Genomic DNA, 18,690 nt, shown 5'->3' on the forward strand with positions numbered 1-18,690 from the left:
TTCTCAGTTCTCATTACCTCAACTACGATCATTTCAATATCGCCGTTCCGCTTTATCCTCGCTTTTTTCTGTTAATACAATTGGTAAACAGGAAAGACTATGCCCGTGAGAATGCGCTGGTCCCAGAGATGTTGTAAACGGTGCGGCATGGTACTGCTGCTGTGTGGCGTCATCGGTCTGCTGGTGTTTGTTGTGGGCTGCCACACCATGGTGGGAGGGTTGGCGCAGAAGGTCTATCCGGATCTGGCCCAGCCTGAAGAGACCGAGGCCCCGGTGACGTTCACCACCTATCCCTCCTCTGCTGCAACGGAGGCCATTCTGGGCGGTCAGGCGGCGGGGTTGAATTGCTCCATTCCTTCTCTTGCGGACAAACTTGCCTTCAAGCACAGCGCAGGAAGTTCTGATATTTCGCTGCGCTTTCGCCAGGCCTGCGTGATGCATGACCTCTGCTATCGCCATGGTTATGCCACCTACGGTTATACCCAGGCGGACTGCGATACCCAGTTGCAGCAGTCGGCGTTTCGCCTGTGTCGCCAGTTGAATAACCAGAAAGGGGGTCCGCTGACGGATGTGCGGACGATGTATCAGGGCTGCGAAAAAGAGGCGAAAGCGGTGCTGCTGGGCGTTTCGCTGGGAGGCGCTGGCTCGTACCATGACCGCAGCCGCTCAATCTATTTTGAATACGACCCCATGCCGGTCAGGGCGAACGACTACGTGGTTGGGCGGGCGATACCGGAGGGGATCGTTGCTTCTCCGAATGATGACTACGGGGTACGTGCTTTTCATTTCAACCGCAATCTTGTGCGGATGCGGCCGCTGGCGACAAACAGACGACCCTCGTCAGAATATGTCCCGATCCCAGACGCCAGACTTGCGACTCCGCCGGTGCTAACCGGTATGGCCGATGATGAGAGTAAACTCCCGACTTCTCCAGGTTCGCTGGTGGCGCTCGCTCGCGACGGGTTTGGTGATACCAGCGTCGAACTGGTGCGTTTTGGCTGGAGATCTGGTGCCGATCGCTCAGCGCTTACCCTGACGCCCTGTTCCGGAGATTGTGGCTCTGGTACTGACGCCTCGGTGAATAAACTGGCCATCGTGGAAGGAAAACCGGTGATGGTATCGTTGACGCATCGTGGAACGACGGGGGAAAAGAAAGACATCGTAGCGACCAAAATCGTTCAGAAGGCGTTGTTGAATCCTAAGATGACGATGACCGACTACCCGCTCAACGGCCCGGCGGTAAGTATTCGTAATTCCTACCGTTTCCTGTCCCATGACATGCTACTGGAGAAAGATGCCACGGGGCAGGCGACCTGGGCGTGGGTATTTGCTCGCGGAGTACCGCTAAACAAAAATGGAACCTTTGGCGATGATGACAGCGGCGATAACTATCAAAACTACGTTACCGTCGCTCGTCAGCGGTTGGGGAATAATCATAGCGAGGACATACAGCGATTTGCGTTAAATGTAAAAGAGACCGATGAACCGCTTTCGCTGGTGCGCACCGACAACGCGGGGCACAGCGTGCTGATGGCAATGGCGTGGTCTGAGGCAGACCTTAAGCGGGTGGAGAGCGATAAACCGGCGAAGCAGCCGCCAATACTGAAGCTCTGGCGCCGAAACGCGGCAGCACCGCAGCCAGAAACGCGAGCGCTACCCGTACAGATGACGGCAGACACGACGATGCTGACCCCGCTGATTGTTCGCCTGAGCAGCCAGTCGTCGCCGCTGATTGTCATTCCTCAGGTGCAAAATAACCGCTGGCAGCATGTTGAAACCCAGGAGCAGGCTAACGATGATGTGCTGAAAATAGACTTCACCGTCGCGACGATAAGAACAGGTGCGTCGCTTAATTTCTCCCCGCCTGTTCTGCTGCATTGTGCGCTGAGCCTGAACTCGCAGCTGCAGTCTGATAGCGCTTCTGTCTTACGCGATCGTACCTACCGTATCCTCTATGGCTACAAGAAAGAGGATATACCCGCAGAGACCATCAGCGCCCTTAAATCCGATCTGGCACAGCGCTGGCGAATGAGTCAGGTGATTGCTTCTGAAAGGGTGGTAGTGACAGATAAACAAAAAGGGACCACCGCACCTGCACTGGCGTTAACGGTGGTTTTTCACGGCTTTCCAGGGATGTCATTCCAGGTGCTGCTGACCCCCGAGGGTGACACGCTGAAGTATGATAAAACCAGCAACACCCCCGAGTTCCTTAGCTACTGCTATCAGGATAAAACGTAATGCACTACTGCTTTGCCGCCTGTTTCATATGATTCGCCATCTGCGACTCGTGGGCAAACGCCTGGCCGTTTTTGCTGAATGAATGGGCGACGGCTGCCTGTTCGTGCTCGTTCATCTGTGAGAAGGGTTCAGCGATCGTTTTCTGCGTGGCTTGATCGTGGCTGGCAGCGTTAGCGGTGCCGGCGATGAAAGCGGAAGCGAGCGTTAAAGCGAGAATGGTTTTTTTCATAAGGTGATGCTCCAGTGGTTAATAACGACTTACTGGAGCCAATGATAAAAGCCCGGCAGGGTCTGCAGCGTGACGGCATCATGACGATGATGTCATTATTCCCCACGCCCCGGCAGCGCCAGGGTGAAACGGGTGGAGAGGCTGTCAGAGGCGACGTTCACGCTGCCGTGGTGGGCGGTCATAATGGATTTCACAATCGCCAGACCAATACCGCTGCCCTCGCTTTTACGCTGGCGGGAAGGGTCCACGCGGTAGAAACGATCGAACAGGCGCGGCAGATGTTCTTTAGCGATAGGCGTACCCGGGTTCTCGACCACGATTTTCACCTGCGTACCGACCTCTTTTACGTAAACGCACACCGTTTGCCCGCGCGGCGTGTAGCGAATGGCGTTGGATACCAGGTTACTCACCGCCCGCCGCAGCATACCGGCATCACCATTCACGTAGCACTCGCGGCCTTCCAGGTGCAACGCCACCTCGTTCTCTTCCGCCCAGGCTTCAAAGTAATCAAAGACTTTGCGGACTTCTTCGTTGAGGTTCAGCTCCCGCTTCTCGGGCACCAGCAGATTGTTGTCGGCCTGAGCCAGGAACAGCATATCGCTGACCATTTTCGACAGCCGGGAAAACTCTTCGAGATTGGAATAGAGCACATCTTCGAGCTCTTTCTGGCTGCGCGGCGCGCTGAGGGCAATCTCGGTTTGCGTCACCAGGTTGGTGATAGGGGTGCGAATTTCATGGGCAATATCGGAGGAGAAGTTGGACTGGCGGGTAAAGACATCCTCCATCCGGCTAATCATCTGATTAAACGACATCACCAGCCGCTCGAGCTCAATCGGCACATCGTGCGGGTTCAGGCGCACGTCGAGATTTTTAAAGGTGATGTTCTGGATGCGTCGGCTGACGCTACGAATCGGTTTATGTCCCTGGAACACCGCCAGCAGAACGATGAGAATGATGATGATGCTGATGGCTGAAGCGGTGAGTAACAGGTTCTTTTTCAGATCATTGAGATAGTGCAGGTGAAAATCGATAGAAAGCGCCATCAGCAGGCAGTACGCAGGCCCGCCGTCGGCGGCTTTACCCACCGGCAGCATGATCACCCGCCAGGAGTTGCTGCTGACTTCCCCGTTGTGATGCATAATTTTCTGCGGCGCGGGATCTTTCCACACCATCACCCCACCTTTGCGCATAGCGTCGGCATCCGGGGCGGTTGCCAGAATATGACTCAGGTCCGGCCCGCCGGGGGTGTGAAACACCTCTTTATGCTCGCCATCTTCAAGATAAATAAAGACGTTGTCGTAGCCCGCCATGATCTTCTTGATGGTATCGAGGCGGCTGGACTCCGGTTCATCGGTGTTTTTCAGAACGTTATCGAGCGCGGCGCTAAGCTGCTTTAAATCGATAATATCGCGTTCGGCGAAGTGGGTTTTCACCGACTCTATCATCACCGAAGCGAAGACGAAGAAGGCGGCAATGGTGGCAAGACTGATGAAAAAGGTCAGGCGCGTCGCCAACGAAAAGGGGCGGCGGGGCTGATTAGTCTCCATCCGGCACCTCAAGCACGTAGCCGACGCCACGTACGGTTTGCAGCAGCTTCGGCTCAAAATCGTTATCGATCTTGCCGCGCAGACGCTTTACCGCCACGTCGATAACGTTGGTGTCGCTGTCGAAATTCATATCCCACACCTGTGAGGCGATCAGCGAGCGCGGCAGCACTTCTCCCTGGTGGCGGAGGAAAAACTCCAGCAGGGTAAACTCTTTGCTGGTCAGGGTAATGCGGGTGCCGCTGCGGGTGACCCGGCGGCTCACCAGATCGAGAGTGAGATCGGCTACCTGGAACTGGCTCTCGGCAATCACCGGGGTGCCGCGACGCAGCAGGGTGCGCACCCGGGCCAGTAGTTCGGCAAAGGCGAAGGGTTTTACCAGGTAATCGTCAGCGCCAAGCTCCAGCCCCTTTACGCGCTGCTCGATGGTGCCGAGCGCGGTTAGCAGCAGGATCGGCATGCTTTTTTTCGCCGCACGCAGCATTCTGACAATGTCCCAGCCGTTGACGTCGGGCAGCATGATGTCGAGGATGATGAGGTCATATTCGGCGGTCATCGCCTGGTGATAGCCGTTCAGACCATTGTCTGTCAGATCCACCACAAAACCCGCTTCAGTGAGCCCTTTTGCGAGATATTCGCCGGTTTTCACCTCATCTTCGACTACCAGAATTTTCATCTGCGCCTCCTCATTGTCAGGCCTTCAATTCTAATTAAGCCCGCTAACAGCGCAATCGCTTATTGGTTAAATGACAACTTTGTCATTTTCCTGTCACCCGAGAAACAGGCACGGCTGGTTAAGGTACAGGGCATATTAATTCCTTTTTTCCGTCTTACCGGACGAAAATTATTATGCCGAATCTGAAGCTTGCCCCTCTCAGCGCTGTGTTTTTACTGACCGGATGCCTCTCGCTGGCGCCGGACTATCAGCGCCCGAATTTACCGGTTCCCCAACAGTTTTCTCTGAGCCAGAACAAAATGGTGCCGGCGACGTCGGGCTACCAGGACACCGGCTGGCGGACGTTTTTTGTCGATCCGCAGGTGAAAATGCTCATCGGTAAGGCGCTTTTGACCAACCGTGACCTGCAAATGGCGACGCTCAAGGTGCAGGAGGCGCGGGCGCAGTACAACGTGACCGATGCCGATCGCTATCCGCAGCTGAACGCCGAAACCAGCGGTACCTGGAGCGGCAAGTTAAAAGGGGATACCTCCACCTCGAAGGAGTATGACGCCGGGCTGAACCTGAGCTTTGATCTCGATTTCTTTGGCCGCCTGAAAAACATGAGCGAATCGGACCGGCAGAAATTCTTTGCCAGCGAAGAGGCGCGCCGTGCGGTGCATATCCTGCTGGTTTCTAACGTCTCGCAAAGCTATTTCAACCAGCGCCTTGCCGCCAGCCAGCTCGCCATTGCTCAAGAGACGCTGGCGAACTACCAGCGCTCCTACGCGTTTGTTGAAAAGCAGCTGCTGACCGGCAGCACGACCGTGCTGGCACTGGAGCAGGCTCGCGGGGTGATTGAAAGTACCCGCAGTGATATTGCGAAGCGGGAAGGTGAGCTGGCGCAGGCCAACAATGCGCTGCAGCTGCTGCTTGGCACCTATGAAACGCTGCCAAACGATGCAGTGCGCAGCGATGGCGATATCGCAAGCGTCACGCTACCGCCTGCGCTGCCCTCGCAAATTCTGCTCCAGCGCCCGGACATCATGGAAGCGGAGCACGGCCTGATGGCAGCAAATGCTGATATCGGCGCGGCCCGGGCGGCGTTTTTCCCCTCTATCACTCTGACCAGTTCGCTCTCCAGCAGCAGTACCGATCTTTCGAGTCTGTTCAGCGCCGGTAGCGGGATGTGGAATTTTATTCCTAAGGTCGAGCTGCCGATTTTCAACGCCGGACGGAATCAGAGCAATTTAGATTTAGCAGAGATCCGCCAGCAGCAGTCGGTGGTGACCTACGAGCAAAAAATTCAGACCGCGTTTAAAGAAGTGGCCGATGCGCTGGCGTTGCGCAGCAGCATTGCCGACCAGATTAGCGCCCAGCAGCGTTACCTCACGTCGTTACAAATCACCCTGCAGCGTGCGCAGGCGCTCTATCAGCACGGAGCTGTCAGCTATATCGAAGTCCTCGATGCCGAACGTTCGCTGTTTTCTACCCGACAAACCCTCCTCGACCTCAACTACGCCCGCCAGGTGAACGAAATCAAATTGTTCACCGCACTGGGCGGCGGTTGGATTGAGTAACTCATTGCAATTACAGGAGTCACCATGATGAAAAACATCGCAACAGCCGCCCTTTTTTCCCTGTTATCCCTCGGTGCCTTCAGCGCCCAGGCCAATGAGCAGCAGGGGGAGATGATGCACGACATGCCCGGCATGCAGCAGGAGCAGGTGATTAGCGGCATTGGCGTAGTGAAAGGTATCGACCTTGCCGAAAAGAAAATGACTATCGCCCATGAAGCGATCCCGGCGGTGAACTGGCCGCCGATGACCATGCGCTTCACCATCACTGACCCGAACCAGCCCGGCGACATTAAGGTGGGCGACAAAGTAGCTTTTGATTTTGTTCAGCAGGGAAGCCTCTCTCTGCTGCGGGATATCCGTATCAGCCAGTAATCATTGGGAAATAATATGGCGTCTTTCACTCTCAAAAATTCGGCTCTTATCGTTGGCGCAATGCTGGTAGGGGGCGTCGTGGCGGTCGGGGGGTATCGTTATTTCACCCCAGCCGAAGCTTCGACGGATACGGCGAAACCGGCCGGGGAGAACGCGCGTAAAGTGCTGTTCTGGTACGACCCGATGTACCCCAATACCCGCTTTGACAAGCCGGGGAAATCGCCGTTTATGGATATGGACCTGGTGCCGAAGTATGCCGATGACAGCGCCGGTGGAGAGTCTGCTCCCGGCGTGCGCATCGACCCGACGCAAACCCAGAACCTCGGCGTCAAAACCGAGGCGGTAAGCCGCGGCGAACTGAAATGGTCCCAGACTTTCCCGGCAAACGTCAGCTTTAACGAGTACCAGTTTGTGATTGTGCAGGCGCGTGCCGATGGTTTTATCAATAAGGTCTATCCGCTGACGGTGGGCGATAAGGTGAAGAAAGGCACGCCGCTTATCGATCTCACCATTCCGGACTGGGTTGAAGCGCAGAGCGAATATCTGCTGCTGCAGGAAACCGGCGGGACGGCGACGCAGGTCGAGGGGATCCTTGAGCGTCTGCGGCTGGCGGGTATGCCGGAAGAGGACATCCAGCGGATGAAATCAACACGCAAAATCCAGACCCGCTTCACCCTCAAGGCGCCTATCGACGGGGTGATCACCGCGTTCGATCTGCGTACCGGCATGAACGTCGCGAAGGACAACGTGGTTGCCAAAATTCAGGGGATGGATCCGGTATGGATAAGCGCGGCGGTGCCGGAATCTATCGCCTGGTTGATTAAAGATGCCTCGCAGCTCGGTGTTAGCGTTCCGGCCTGGCCGGGGAAAAAACTAGCCCTCGGGAAATGGCAGGTGCTGCCAAGTGCTGATGCGGCAACCCGCACTCTGCAGGTTCGCGTGCAGGTGGCGAACCCGGATGAATCCCTGAAACCCGGGATGAACGCGTGGCTGAGCCTTAACGCCAGCAGCGAACCGATGTTGCTTATCCCGTCGAAGGCGCTGATTGATACCGGCAGCGAGCAGCGAGTCATTACCGTGGATGCGAACGGGCGCTTCGTGCCGAAAGCCGTCTCTGTGTTCCAGGAATCCCAGGGCCTGACGGCAATCAGTCACGGCCTTGCTGAGGGAGAGAAAGTGGTCTCCAGCGGCCTGTTCCTGATTGATTCTGAAGCCAATATCTCCGGCGCGCTGGACAGAATGCGCCAGCAGGAGAAAGCGGCCCCAACGGCGCACGCGCACTGAGGCGACGACGATGATTGAATGGATTATTCGCCGCTCGGTGGCCAACCGTTTTCTGGTGCTGATAGGCGCGCTGTTCTTGAGCGTCTGGGGTACCTGGACCATTGTGAATACGCCGGTTGATGCCCTGCCGGATCTCTCGGATGTGCAGGTGATTATCAAAACCAGCTATCCGGGCCAGGCTCCGCAAATTGTTGAAAACCAGGTCACTTACCCTATCACCACCACCATGCTGTCGGTGCCGGGCGCGAAAACCGTGCGCGGATTTTCCCAGTTTGGTGATTCCTATGTGTACGTGATTTTTGAAGACGGTACCGACCTGTACTGGGCGCGTTCTCGTGTGCTGGAGTACCTCAATCAGGTGCAGAGCAAGCTGCCGGCGGGCGTCAGCGCTGAGATGGGGCCAGACGCCACCGGCGTGGGCTGGATTTTCGAATACGCGCTGGTCGATAAAAGCGGTAAGCACGACCTGGCGGAGCTGCGTTCGTTGCAGGACTGGTTCTTAAAATATGAGCTGAAAACTATCCCGAACGTGGCGGAAGTTGCCTCGGTGGGTGGGGTCGTGAAAGAGTACCAGGTGGTGATAGATCCCAAGCGTCTCACCCAGTACGGCATTACCCTTGCTGAGGTGAAATCTGCGCTTAATGCCTCAAACCAGGAGGCCGGTGGTTCCTCCGTTGAGCTTTCCGAGGCGGAGTATATGGTGCGCGGCAGCGGCTATCTGCAAACCCTCGACGACTTTAACAACATTGTGCTGAAAACCGAAGCCAACGGCGTACCGGTGTATCTGCGCAACGTCGCCCGCGTGCAGCTGGGCCCGGAGATGCGCCGGGGGATCGCAGAGCTCAACGGCGAAGGTGAAGTGGCGGGCGGGGTGGTTATCCTGCGCTCCGGAAAAAACGCGCGCGAAGTCATTTCGGCGGTAAAAGCCAAACTCGACACCCTGAAAGGCAGCCTGCCGCAAGGGGTGGAAGTGGTCACCACCTATGACCGCAGCCAGCTGATTGACCGGGCGATAGATAACCTCAGCTACAAACTGCTGGAAGAATTTATCGTGGTGGCGCTGGTCTGTGCGCTGTTTCTCTGGCACGTGCGCTCGGCGCTGGTGGCGATTATCTCGCTGCCGCTCGGGCTCTGTTTCGCCTTTATCGTGATGCATTTTCAGGGGCTTAACGCCAACATTATGTCCCTTGGCGGTATTGCGATTGCCGTGGGGGCGATGGTCGATGCCGCCATTGTAATGATAGAGAACGCCCACAAGCGGATCGAAGAGTGGGAGCATCAGCACCCGGATGAAAAGTTGGATAACAACACCCGCTGGCAGGTCATTACCCAGGCCTCGGTAGAAGTCGGTCCGGCGTTGTTTATCAGTCTGCTGATTATCACGCTGTCGTTTATTCCGATCTTCACCCTCGAGGGGCAGGAAGGGCGGCTGTTTGGCCCGCTGGCCTTCACCAAAACCTGGTCGATGGCGGGGGCGGCGCTGCTGGCGATCGTGGTGATCCCTATTCTGATGGGCTACTGGATCCGTGGCAAAATTCCGCCGGAAAATCGCAATCCGCTCAACCGCTTCCTGATCCGTATTTATCATCCACTGCTGCTGAAAGTGCTGCACTGGCCGAAAACCACTCTGCTGGTGGCGGCGCTGTCGATTCTGACCATCGCCTGGCCGGTAAGCAAGGTCGGCGGCGAGTTTCTCCCGCAGATTAACGAGGGCGATCTGCTGTATATGCCTTCGACGCTGCCGGGAATTTCCGCGGCGCAGGCGGCGGATATGCTGCAGAAAACCGACAAGCTGATTATGACGGTGCCGGAAGTGGCGCGGGTGTTCGGTAAAACCGGTAAAGCGGAAACGGCGACCGATTCGGCGCCGCTGGAAATGGTGGAAACTACCATCCAGCTCAAGCCGCAGAACCAGTGGCGACCGGGCATGACGATGGACAAAATCATCGCCGAGCTCGACAAAACCGTGCGCCTGCCGGGGCTGGCGAACCTGTGGGTGCCGCCCATTCGTAACCGTATCGACATGCTCTCGACCGGGATCAAAAGCCCCATCGGTATTAAAGTTATCGGCACCAATCTGGCGGATATCGACAACATCGCTGAGCAGATTGAAGGGGTGGCAAGAACCGTACCGGGCGTGGCCTCGGCGCTTGCCGAACGTCTGATCGGTGGACGCTATCTGAATATCGATATCAGCCGCGAGAAGGCGGCGCGCTACGGCATGACGGTGGGCGACGTGCAGTTGTTCATCACTTCCGCCATCGGTGGGGCGATGGTTGGCGAAACGGTAGAAGGCATTGAACGCTACCCTATCAATATTCGCTATCCGCAAAGCTATCGCGACAGTCCACAGGCGCTGCGCCAGCTGCCGATCCTGACGCCGATGAAGCAGCAGATAACGCTGGGTGACGTGGCGGAGATTAAGGTGGTGACCGGTCCATCGATGCTGAAAACCGAAAGTGCGCGCCCGACCAGCTGGATTTACATCGACTCCCGCGATCGTGACATGGTCTCGGTGGTGAACGACCTGAAAACGGCGATTGCTGAGAAGGTACAGATGAAGCCAGGTACCAGCGTCGCGTTCTCCGGTCAGTTTGAACTGCTGGAGCGGGCTAACCAGAAGCTGAAACTGATGGTGCCGATGACGCTGATGATTATCTTCGTCCTGCTGTATCTGGCGTTCCGCCGGGTGGGTGAGGCGCTGCTTATCATCACCAGCGTCCCCTTTGCCCTGGTGGGCGGGATCTGGTTCCTCTACTGGATGGGGTTCCACCTGTCGGTGGCGACCGGCACCGGTTTTATCGCCCTGGCGGGGGTGGCGGCGGAGTTTGGCGTGGTGATGCTGATGTATTTACGTCATGCCATTGAAGCCGAGCCGTCCCTGGAAAACCCGCAGACTTTCAGCGTTGAAAAGCTTGATGAAGCGCTGTACCACGGTGCGGTGCTGCGTGTACGACCAAAGGCGATGACCGTGGCGGTGATTATCGCCGGTCTGCTGCCGATCCTGCTGGGTACCGGCGCGGGTTCAGAAGTGATGAGCCGCATTGCCGCACCGATGATTGGCGGGATGATCACCGCGCCGCTGCTGTCGCTGTTTATCATTCCGGCGGCCTATAAGCTGATGTGGTTGTACCGCCACCGCCAGGCAAAACAGGTCGTTACTGCGCCAGAGCATTAACCCGCCTGCGGTATTCGCCCGGCGAGCAGCCAAACTCCCGGGCGAAGGCCTTATGGAAGGAGGATTCGCTGGCGTAACCCGCCGCTTCGGCGATGCTCGCCACCGCCGCCCGCTCGCGAGCCAGCGACTGGGCGGCCATTTGTAAACGCAACGCTGCCAGCACCGCCAGCGGCGTGGTACCGGAGACTTCCCGGAACAGCCGCGCAAAGCTGGCGCGCGACATGTGCACCTCCTGCGCGAGGCTTTCCACCGTCCAGGGCAACGCCGGTGACGCCAGCATCGTTTGTATCACTTTCCCAAGACGCGGGTGCAGCAGCAGGTTCAGCAGGTGTTGCTGTTGCGTATGTCGCAGCCAGTCCCGCAGCGCCAGCGTCATCATGGTGGCGCACTGCTGGCTGCAAAGTGCGGAAAGACCGGGCAAACCGCTTAGCGCATCATCCTGTAACAGAGCAATGGCGCTCAGCAACCAGTGGAACGGCGGACTATTGTGCTGCGGTACCAGCATCAGCACTTCCGGTAATGCTGTCAGAAAATAGCGGGCCGACGTTGGAAAACGCAGGCTGCCGCAGACGATGTGGGTATCAATATCTCCCTGCTGGCGCAGGCGGTGTGCTGAGTTGTGCGGCAAAAAAATTACCGTTGCCGGGTGCAGCGCCAGGGCGTCGCCGGAGGGCATATCGAGCCATGCTGCCCCCTGCGTCACGGTGTGCCAGCGAACCACCGAAAGCTCACCCGCCGCATGCGGTAAATGCCAGTCGCCGTTGAGCAGACAATTCTTATCAATCGACCCCTGCGGGGCATTAAGCATGATCAGGTGGCTGAGTGTATCCATAAAAGATTCCAGAGCAGTATTGTGCGTTCAGTTTACCTCATAGTGTCATTAATAGAGCCAATCTGAAAACTCCCTCTATGTCATGGTGAGACGATAAGACAGAAAATGAAGTGTTGCGGATAACAACGGGTGCACGATTTCGACCCATACTTAAGCCCATGACAGAAGCCGAACACTGACGGGCGGAGAACGAACATGAATCACTATCAGGCAATCATTATTGGTTTTGGTAAAGCGGGTAAAACCCTGGCGGCGACGCTGGCGAAAGCGGGCTGGAAGGTGGCGATGATTGAACAGTCGGACACCATGTATGGCGGTACCTGTATCAACATCGGCTGTATTCCTACCAAAACGCTGGTGCACGACGCCGAAGAACAGCGCGATTTCGCCAGCGCGATGCAGCGGAAATCGGCGGTGGTCGGTTTCCTGCGCGATAAAAACTTCCACAACCTGGCCGATCTCGACAACGTGGATGTGATTAACGGTCGGGCGGAGTTTGTTGATGCGCATACCGTGAGGGTCGTGCAGGCGCAAGACGAGCGGGAGCTGTATGGCGAGAAGATTTTTATCAATACCGGCGCCCGGTCGGTGTTCCCGAATATTCCCGGTCTGAAAACCACTCCGGGCGTGTTCGACAGCACCGGCCTGCTGAACCTGACCGGGCTGCCAGCGCGGCTGGGGATCCTTGGCGGCGGTTATATCGGCGTTGAATTTGCCGCCATGTTTGCCCGCTTTGGTAGCAAAGTGACTATTTTTGAAGCCGCAGGAGAGTTCCTGCCGCGCGAAGACCGCGATATCGCGGGAGCCGTTGCGACCATTCTGAAAGATGAAGGCGTGGAGCTTATCCTTAACGCTCAGGTTTCGGCGGTATCGTCTGCCGATGGCGCCGTCGTGCTGCATACCGCAGAGGGCGAGCACACGGCGGATGCGCTGCTGGTGGCCTCCGGGCGTAAACCGGCGACCGAATCGCTGCAGCTGCAAAAGGCCGGCGTTGAGGTGAACGAACGTGGCGCCATCGTGGTGAACCGCTACCTGCGCACCTCGGCGGAAAACATCTGGGCAATGGGGGATGTGACCGGCGGGCTGCAGTTCACCTATATGTCGCTCGACGACTATCGCATTGTCCGTGACAACCTGCTGGGCGAAGGTTTACGCCACACCGGGGATCGGCAGAACGTGCCGTACTCGGTCTTCATGACGCCGCCGCTTTCCCGCATCGGGATGAGCGAAGCGCAGGCGCGTGCCAGCGGGGCGGAGATTCAGGTGGTGACGATGCCGGTGGCGGCTATCCCACGCGCCAGGGTTATCAACGATACTCGCGGCGTCCTGAAAGCTATCGTGGACAGCAATACCCGGAAAATTCTTGGCGTGACGCTGCTGTGCGCCGAGTCGCATGAAATGATTAATATCGTGAAAACGGTGATGGACGCGGGGCTCCCGTACACGGTGCTACGTGACCAGATCTTCACTCACCCGACGATGAGTGAATCGCTGAATGACCTGTTTACCCTCATAAAATAACGATAGTTTGCCTTTTGTCACTTTTGCCCTGCCCGTGCAGGGCTTTTTTATGCGCTAACGCGGGTCGTTATAACGAATAAGGCGTGCCCGCTGAACCTCAATTTTCCCCGCCTCGCTCAGCGTTTTGACCGCAATATGAATTGCCGATCGGGATATCTGCACCCGCTTAAGAATAAACGAATAAATAGACACCGTTTTTCTGACTTCCGGCGGCATTTCCCAGATATAACGCAGATGCTTATCCACCACCTCGGTGGTATTTGGTGTTGCAATGCGGCTGTCGCGCAAAAACGAGTTATACATATGGCGGGCAATAACGATGAACAGTAATTTCCACAGGTTCTTTTCATCAAATAGCGCCAGCGCATCTTCGGTATTGATTATCCAGAACTCACACGGCGCATTGCAGCGCATATAATGGGTCTGCTCCTCAATTAACATCATCGGGAGTCCCAGAATAGACGGCGCTTCAATATCCACGTTCAGAATATCGTCGCACTCACGATACAGCGACACGCTGCCGGAGACAAAAAAGGCAACGCTGTTCAGCTTTTTGAGCCCCAGGCGGTCGTGTTTTTTAAACTGATAAAAGCGGGAATGGGGAGAGGCCATAATGGCATCTCCGATGGTCAGCACGGCCTGTTCAACGGTCATTGAACTCATGGGATTCTCCGGTGCGCCGATATATTCTCAGAAAATAGTTCACAAAAACGAATAAGGCCAGCAGATGTGCTGGCCTTTGGTCATGCGGGAAATAACCCTTAGCGCATGGTCACAAACTCTTCTGCCGCCGTCGGGTGAATCGCCACGGTGTTGTCGAAGTCTTTCTTGGTAGCGCCCATCTTCAGTGCCACCGCAAAGCCCTGCAGGATCTCGTCCATGCCGAAGCCAATGCCGTGGATACCGACGATTTTCTCTTCCGGGCCAACGCAGACCAGCTTCATCCGGCACGGCTGACGGTGAGAGGTGACGGCGGTGTACATAGCGGTGAAGGAGGATTTGTATACTTTCACGGCGTCATCGCCATACTGCTCACGCGCCTGCGGTTCGCTCAGGCCGATGGTGCCAATCGGCGGATGGCTGAAGACCACGGTCGGGATGTTGCTGTAGTCCAGATGCTCTTCCGGCTTGTTGTTAAACAGACGCTCGGAGAGGCGACGGCCAGCGGCAACGGCGACCGGCGTCAGTTCAACGGCACCGGTGTTATCGCCCACGGCGTAGATACCCGGTACGCTGGTGTTCTGGAACTTATCAACGACGATATAGCCTTTATCGTTGGTTTTCACCCCGGTAGCGGCCAGGTTGATGTTGTCGTTCGCAGGTTCACGGCCGATCGCCCAGATGAGACTATCAACGGTCTGGCTGCGGCCATCTTCAAGCTCAAGCGTCAGGCTGCCGTCGGCGTTCTTAACCACCGCTTTCGGGATCGCGTGGGTGTGAAGCGTCGGGCCTTCAGCGGCCATGACTTCCACCAGCGTTTCGATAATCATCGGGTCGAACGAGCGCAGCGGCGCGTGTTTACGCACGAACAGGTGCGTTTCAGCGCCCAGGCCGTTAATCACGCCCGCCAGTTCAACGGCGATGTAACCTGCACCCACCACCGCAACGCGTTTCGGCAGCGCCGGCAGCGCGAAGAAACCGTCGGAATCAATACCGTATTCCACGCCCGGAATGTTCGGGTGGCTCGGACGACCGCCGGTGGCAATCAGGATATGGTCAGCGGTCAGGGTTTCGCCGTTCACTTCGATGGTTTTAGCATCGATAAAGCGGGCGAAGCCTTTGATGACATCAACCTTGTTCTTACCCAGCACGTTGTCATAAGAGGTGTGGATACGGTCGATATAGGCGCTACGGCTGCTGACCAGTTTGTTCCAGTCAAAGTGATTAATGGTGGTATCGAAGCCGTAATCCGGGCCATACATATGAATAGCTTCGCGGATCTGCGCAGCGTGCCACATCACTTTCTTCGGCACACAGCCGACGTTGACGCAGGTGCCGCCCAGCTCTTTGGCTTCAATCAGCGCGCATTTCTGACCGTACATTGCTGCACGGTTGATTGAGGCAATGCCGCCGCTGCCGCCGCCAATGGCGATGTAATCATAATGCTTAGTCATACCATTTTTCCTTAATCGTTGATTGCCGCGATTGTAGCGCGTGACTTAAAAGGTTCCACCTATGACTGCGATTACTCAGGCACGACCCAGTTGACCAGAGTGTGCCCGGTGCCTGCCGGTACCAGGGTGCGGTGCAGCCACGGCAGGACGTTGTTCATCTGTTGTTCGAGCTTCCACGGCGGGTTGATAACAATCATCCCGGAGGCAGTCATACCGCGCTGGTCGCTGTCCGGACGTACCGCCAGCTCAATCTGCAGAATTTTACGAATACCGGTGGCTTCGAGCTCTTTCAGCATGCGCTTAATCTGCGCGCGCATCACCACCGGATACCACAGGGCGTAGGTGCCGGTCGCAAAGCGCTTGTAGCCTTCGCTGATGCCGGTGACCACGGCCTGATAGTCGGTTTTAATTTCGTACGGTGGATCGATGAGGATAAGCCCACGGCGCGACACCGGCGGCAGTTTAGCTTTCAGCTGCTGATAGCCATCGGCTTTCTGTACGCGCGCCCGTTCGTCTTTCTGGAACTCGGAGCGCAGCAGCGGGAAGTCGCTTGGGTGCAGCTCGGTGAGCTGCAGGCTGTCCTGCTCGCGCAGCAGCTGGCGGGCGATAAGCGGAGAGCCCGGGTAGTAGCGCAGCTGGCCGCTACGGTTGAAGTGCTGCACCACGCCGATGTACGGCTCGAGCTCTGTCGGCAGGTCATCCTGCTGCCAGACGCGGGCGATACCTTCAAGGTATTCACCGGTGCGTTCTGCATGCTCGCCGCTCAGCTGATAGCGTCCGGCGCCTGCGTGGGTGTCGAGATAGAGGAACGGTTTCTCTTTCTCTTTCAGCGCTTCGATGATCAGGCTCTGAACGGTATGTTTAAGGACGTCGGCGTGGTTGCCGGCGTGGAAGCTGTGGCGATAACTGAGCATGGATTAAGGCGTTCCGGTGAACTGAATAAAAAGTGATGCCACAGTATACCGAAAAGTCGCGCTGGCCGCGAAAAGGCTTTGCCCGACATTGAAATCCTCTACACTTAACCCCATACCAGAACGTATCTGCAAAGCGCGGGATCGCGCGCTTCATTTCTACATTTTACAGGACAGCGCTTATGACCAACCCTTTATTGACGCCTTTCGCTTTGCCGCCGTTTTCCCGCATTCTGCCTGAGTATGTCGTTCCTGCGGTGACCAAAGCGCTGGAAGATTGCCGTGCAGCGGTTGAAGGCGTGGTTGCGCACGGCGCACCGTACACCTGGGATAATCTGTGCCAGCCGCTGGCGGAAACTGACGATCGTCTCAGCCGTATTTTCTCGCCGGTGAGCCACCTTAACTCGGTGAAAAACAGTCCTGAGCTGCGTGAAGCCTATGAACAAACCCTGCCGCTGCTCTCTGAGTACAGCACCTGGGTAGGCCAGCACGAAGGGCTGTACAACGCGTATCGCGACCTGCGCGATGGCGAACACTATGCCGCACTGGATACCGCGAAGAAAAAAGCGGTGGATAACGCACTGCGCGACTTTGAGCTGTCCGGCATCGGTCTGCCGAAAGAGAAGCAGAAGCGCTACGGCGAAATCGCTGCCCGCTTGTCAGAGCTTGGCAACCAGTACAGCAACAACGTGCTTGATGCCACCATGGGCTGGAACAAGCTGATTACCGATGAAAGCGAACTGGCCGGGATGCCGGAAAGCGCGCTGGCGGCCGCTAAGGCGCAGGCGGAAGCCAAAGAGCAGGAAGGTTATCTGCTGACGCTGGATATCCCAAGCTACCTGCCGGTGATGACCTACTGCGACAACCAGGCGCTTCGCGAAGAGATGTATCGCGCCTACAGCACCCGCGCCTCTGACCAGGGGCCGAACGCGGGCAAGTGGGACAACAGCCCGGTGATGGAAGAAATTCTCGCCCTGCGCCATGAGCTGGCTCAGCTGCTGGGCTTTGAAAGCTACGCCTTTAAATCTCTCGCCACCAAGATGGCCGAGAATCCACAGCAGGTGCTCGACTTCCTGACCGATCTGGCGAAACGCGCCCGTCCGCAGGGAGAAAAAGAGCTGGCTCAGCTGCGCGCCTACGCGAAAGCGGAGTTCGGCGTTGATGACCTGCAGCCGTGGGATATCGCTTACTACAGCGAAAAACAGAAACAGCATCTGTACAGCATCAGCGACGAGCAGCTGCGTCCGTACTTCCCGGAAAACAAAGCGGTTAACGGCCTGTTTGAAGTGGTGAAACGCATTTACGGCATCACCGCCAAAGAGCGTACCGACGTTGACGTATGGCATCCGGAAGTGCGCTTCTTCGAGCTGTATGACGAAAGCAACGAGCTGCGCGGTAGTTTCTACCTTGACCTGTACGCGCGTGAACACAAACGCGGCGGGGCGTGGATGGACGACTGCGTGGGCCAGATGCGTAAAGCCAACGGCACGCTGCAAAAACCGGTGGCCTACCTGACCTGTAACTTCAACCGCCCGGTGAACGGCAAACCGGCGCTGTTTACTCACGACGAAGTGATCACCCTGTTCCATGAGTTCGGCCACGGTCTGCACCACATGCTGACCCGCATCGATACCGCCGGGGTTTCCGGCATCAGCGGAGTGCCGTGGGATGCGGTCGAACTGCCGAGCCAGTTTATGGAAAACTGGTGCTGGGAGCCGGAAGCGCTGGCGTTTATCTCCGGCCACTTCGAAACCGGCGAGCCGCTGCCGAAAGAGCTGCTGGATAAAATGCTGGCGGCGAAAAACTACCAGGCGGCGCTGTTCATCCTGCGCCAGCTGGAGTTTGGTCTGTTCGACTTCCGTCTGCATGCCGAATTCAACCCGCAGCAGGGGGCGAAAATCCTCGAGACGCTGGCCGAAATCAAGAAACAGGTTGCCGTGGTGCCGGGGCCGTCGTGGGGCCGTTTCCCACATGCCTTCAGTCACATCTTTGCCGGTGGCTACGCCGCGGGCTACTACAGCTATCTGTGGGCCGACGTGCTGGCGGCGGATGCGTTCTCCCGCTTCGAAGAAGAGGGCATCTTCAACCGCGAAACCGGCCTGTCGTTCCTCGACAACATCCTGTCACGCGGCGGCTCTGAAGAGCCGATGACGCTGTTCAAACGCTTCCGTGGCCGCGAACCGCAGCTCGACGCGATGCTTGAGCATTACGGCATCAAAGGTTAAGCGTGAC

At 57.0% G+C, this 18,690-nt stretch carries 14 protein-coding genes; 7 read left to right on the forward strand and 7 right to left on the reverse strand.

Annotated elements, in window-relative coordinates; genetic code table 11:
• Positions 1 to 147 precede the first annotated feature (147 nt).
• On the forward strand, positions 148 to 2,238 hold the full coding sequence (locus GYRE_RS05860) for a hypothetical protein (protein ID WP_038253747.1): 2,091 nt from the start codon (positions 148 to 150) through the stop codon (positions 2,236 to 2,238).
• 4 nt (positions 2,239 to 2,242) lie between these two features.
• Here GYRE_RS05860 and GYRE_RS05865 read toward each other — a convergent pair whose 3' ends face one another.
• The 3 genes from GYRE_RS05865 to GYRE_RS05875 all read right to left on the reverse strand — a co-directional run bounded on the left by GYRE_RS05865 (position 2,243) and on the right by GYRE_RS05875 (position 4,687).
• On the reverse strand, positions 2,243 to 2,467 hold the full coding sequence (locus tag GYRE_RS05865) for a hypothetical protein (RefSeq protein ID WP_038253750.1): 225 nt from the start codon (positions 2,465 to 2,467) through the stop codon (positions 2,243 to 2,245).
• 95 nt (positions 2,468 to 2,562) lie between these two features.
• A complete protein-coding gene (locus GYRE_RS05870) occupies positions 2,563 to 4,014 on the reverse strand; it encodes a Cu(+)/Ag(+) sensor histidine kinase (protein ID WP_038253753.1) in 1,452 nt (483 codons plus the stop codon).
• Positions 4,004 to 4,687: a copper/silver response regulator transcription factor gene (locus GYRE_RS05875; RefSeq protein WP_006817652.1), complete on the reverse strand. Its 684-nt coding sequence runs from the start codon at positions 4,685 to 4,687 to the stop codon at positions 4,004 to 4,006. Before GYRE_RS05875 ends, GYRE_RS05870 begins: the two co-directional genes overlap by 11 nt.
• 173 nt (positions 4,688 to 4,860) lie before the next feature.
• Here GYRE_RS05875 and GYRE_RS05880 point away from each other — a divergent pair, with 173 nt between their 5' ends.
• From GYRE_RS05880 to GYRE_RS05895, 4 genes are read left to right on the forward strand one after another with little or no spacing between them, the layout of a single operon-like run.
• Positions 4,861 to 6,246 (forward strand): efflux transporter outer membrane subunit, encoded by a 1,386-nt coding sequence (locus GYRE_RS05880; protein WP_038253756.1) that lies wholly within the window; start codon positions 4,861 to 4,863, stop codon positions 6,244 to 6,246.
• A gap of 27 nt (positions 6,247 to 6,273) precedes the next feature.
• Entirely contained in the window at positions 6,274 to 6,618 is a 345-nt protein-coding gene (gene cusF, locus GYRE_RS05885) for a cation efflux system protein CusF (protein ID WP_038253833.1), read from the forward strand.
• Positions 6,619 to 6,633: 15 nt separating this feature from the next.
• Complete coding sequence (locus tag GYRE_RS05890) at positions 6,634 to 7,902, forward strand: efflux RND transporter periplasmic adaptor subunit (protein ID WP_006817649.1); 1,269 nt, start codon at positions 6,634 to 6,636, stop codon at positions 7,900 to 7,902.
• Between the two features lie 10 nt (positions 7,903 to 7,912).
• Positions 7,913 to 11,080: a CusA/CzcA family heavy metal efflux RND transporter gene (locus GYRE_RS05895; protein ID WP_038253759.1), complete on the forward strand. Its 3,168-nt coding sequence runs from the start codon at positions 7,913 to 7,915 to the stop codon at positions 11,078 to 11,080.
• Here GYRE_RS05895 and rclR read toward each other — a convergent pair.
• The gene (gene rclR / locus GYRE_RS05900) at positions 11,061 to 11,912 is read right to left on the reverse strand and encodes a reactive chlorine-specific transcriptional regulator RclR (RefSeq protein ID WP_038253762.1); all 852 of its coding nucleotides are present in this window, start codon (positions 11,910 to 11,912) and stop codon (positions 11,061 to 11,063) included. The genes GYRE_RS05895 and rclR overlap by 20 nt on opposite strands.
• 195 nt (positions 11,913 to 12,107) lie before the next feature.
• Here rclR and rclA point away from each other — a divergent pair, with 195 nt between their 5' ends.
• Positions 12,108 to 13,433: a reactive chlorine resistance oxidoreductase RclA gene (rclA, locus tag GYRE_RS05905; protein WP_038253764.1), complete on the forward strand. Its 1,326-nt coding sequence runs from the start codon at positions 12,108 to 12,110 to the stop codon at positions 13,431 to 13,433.
• 54 nt (positions 13,434 to 13,487) lie between these two features.
• On the opposite strand, the gene GYRE_RS05910 is transcribed toward rclA, so the two are convergent.
• From GYRE_RS05910 to GYRE_RS05920, 3 genes are all read right to left on the reverse strand, one after another.
• On the reverse strand, positions 13,488 to 14,096 hold the full coding sequence (locus GYRE_RS05910; RefSeq protein WP_038253767.1) for a helix-turn-helix domain-containing protein: 609 nt from the start codon (positions 14,094 to 14,096) through the stop codon (positions 13,488 to 13,490).
• Positions 14,097 to 14,194: 98 nt separating this feature from the next.
• A complete protein-coding gene (gorA, locus tag GYRE_RS05915; protein ID WP_006817644.1) occupies positions 14,195 to 15,547 on the reverse strand; it encodes a glutathione-disulfide reductase in 1,353 nt (450 codons plus the stop codon).
• Between the two features lie 71 nt (positions 15,548 to 15,618).
• Positions 15,619 to 16,461: a 23S rRNA (adenine(2030)-N(6))-methyltransferase RlmJ gene (locus GYRE_RS05920; protein ID WP_038253770.1), complete on the reverse strand. Its 843-nt coding sequence runs from the start codon at positions 16,459 to 16,461 to the stop codon at positions 15,619 to 15,621.
• A 179-nt stretch (positions 16,462 to 16,640) separates the two neighbouring features.
• Here GYRE_RS05920 and prlC point away from each other — a divergent pair, with 179 nt between their 5' ends.
• Positions 16,641 to 18,683 (forward strand): oligopeptidase A, encoded by a 2,043-nt coding sequence (gene prlC, locus GYRE_RS05925; protein ID WP_038253772.1) that lies wholly within the window; start codon positions 16,641 to 16,643, stop codon positions 18,681 to 18,683.
• The last annotated feature ends 7 nt before the right edge of the window (positions 18,684 to 18,690 follow it).

Source organism: Yokenella regensburgei ATCC 49455, assembly GCF_000735455.1.
Taxonomy (GTDB): domain Bacteria; phylum Pseudomonadota; class Gammaproteobacteria; order Enterobacterales; family Enterobacteriaceae; genus Yokenella; species Yokenella regensburgei.

Bases quoted from the DNA above. Each gene is read 5' to 3' on its own strand.
- GYRE_RS05910 (WP_038253767.1), bottom strand. From the start codon at position 14,096: ATGAGTTCAATGACCGTTGAACAGGCCGTGCTGACCATCGGAGATGCC.
- prlC (WP_038253772.1), top strand. From the start codon at position 16,641: ATGACCAACCCTTTATTGACGCCTTTCGCTTTGCCGCCGTTTTCCCGC.
- GYRE_RS05880 (WP_038253756.1), top strand. From the start codon at position 4,861: ATGCCGAATCTGAAGCTTGCCCCTCTCAGCGCTGTGTTTTTACTGACC.
- GYRE_RS05920 (WP_038253770.1), bottom strand. From the start codon at position 16,461: ATGCTCAGTTATCGCCACAGCTTCCACGCCGGCAACCACGCCGACGTC.
- GYRE_RS05890 (WP_006817649.1), top strand. From the start codon at position 6,634: ATGGCGTCTTTCACTCTCAAAAATTCGGCTCTTATCGTTGGCGCAATG.
- GYRE_RS05860 (WP_038253747.1), top strand. From the start codon at position 148: ATGGTACTGCTGCTGTGTGGCGTCATCGGTCTGCTGGTGTTTGTTGTG.
- GYRE_RS05870 (WP_038253753.1), bottom strand. From the start codon at position 4,014: ATGGAGACTAATCAGCCCCGCCGCCCCTTTTCGTTGGCGACGCGCCTG.
- GYRE_RS05895 (WP_038253759.1), top strand. From the start codon at position 7,913: ATGATTGAATGGATTATTCGCCGCTCGGTGGCCAACCGTTTTCTGGTG.
- GYRE_RS05875 (WP_006817652.1), bottom strand. From the start codon at position 4,687: ATGAAAATTCTGGTAGTCGAAGATGAGGTGAAAACCGGCGAATATCTC.
- GYRE_RS05865 (WP_038253750.1), bottom strand. From the start codon at position 2,467: ATGAAAAAAACCATTCTCGCTTTAACGCTCGCTTCCGCTTTCATCGCC.
- gorA (WP_006817644.1), bottom strand. From the start codon at position 15,547: ATGACTAAGCATTATGATTACATCGCCATTGGCGGCGGCAGCGGCGGC.
- rclR (WP_038253762.1), bottom strand. From the start codon at position 11,912: ATGGATACACTCAGCCACCTGATCATGCTTAATGCCCCGCAGGGGTCG.
- cusF (WP_038253833.1), top strand. From the start codon at position 6,274: ATGAAAAACATCGCAACAGCCGCCCTTTTTTCCCTGTTATCCCTCGGT.
- rclA (WP_038253764.1), top strand. From the start codon at position 12,108: ATGAATCACTATCAGGCAATCATTATTGGTTTTGGTAAAGCGGGTAAA.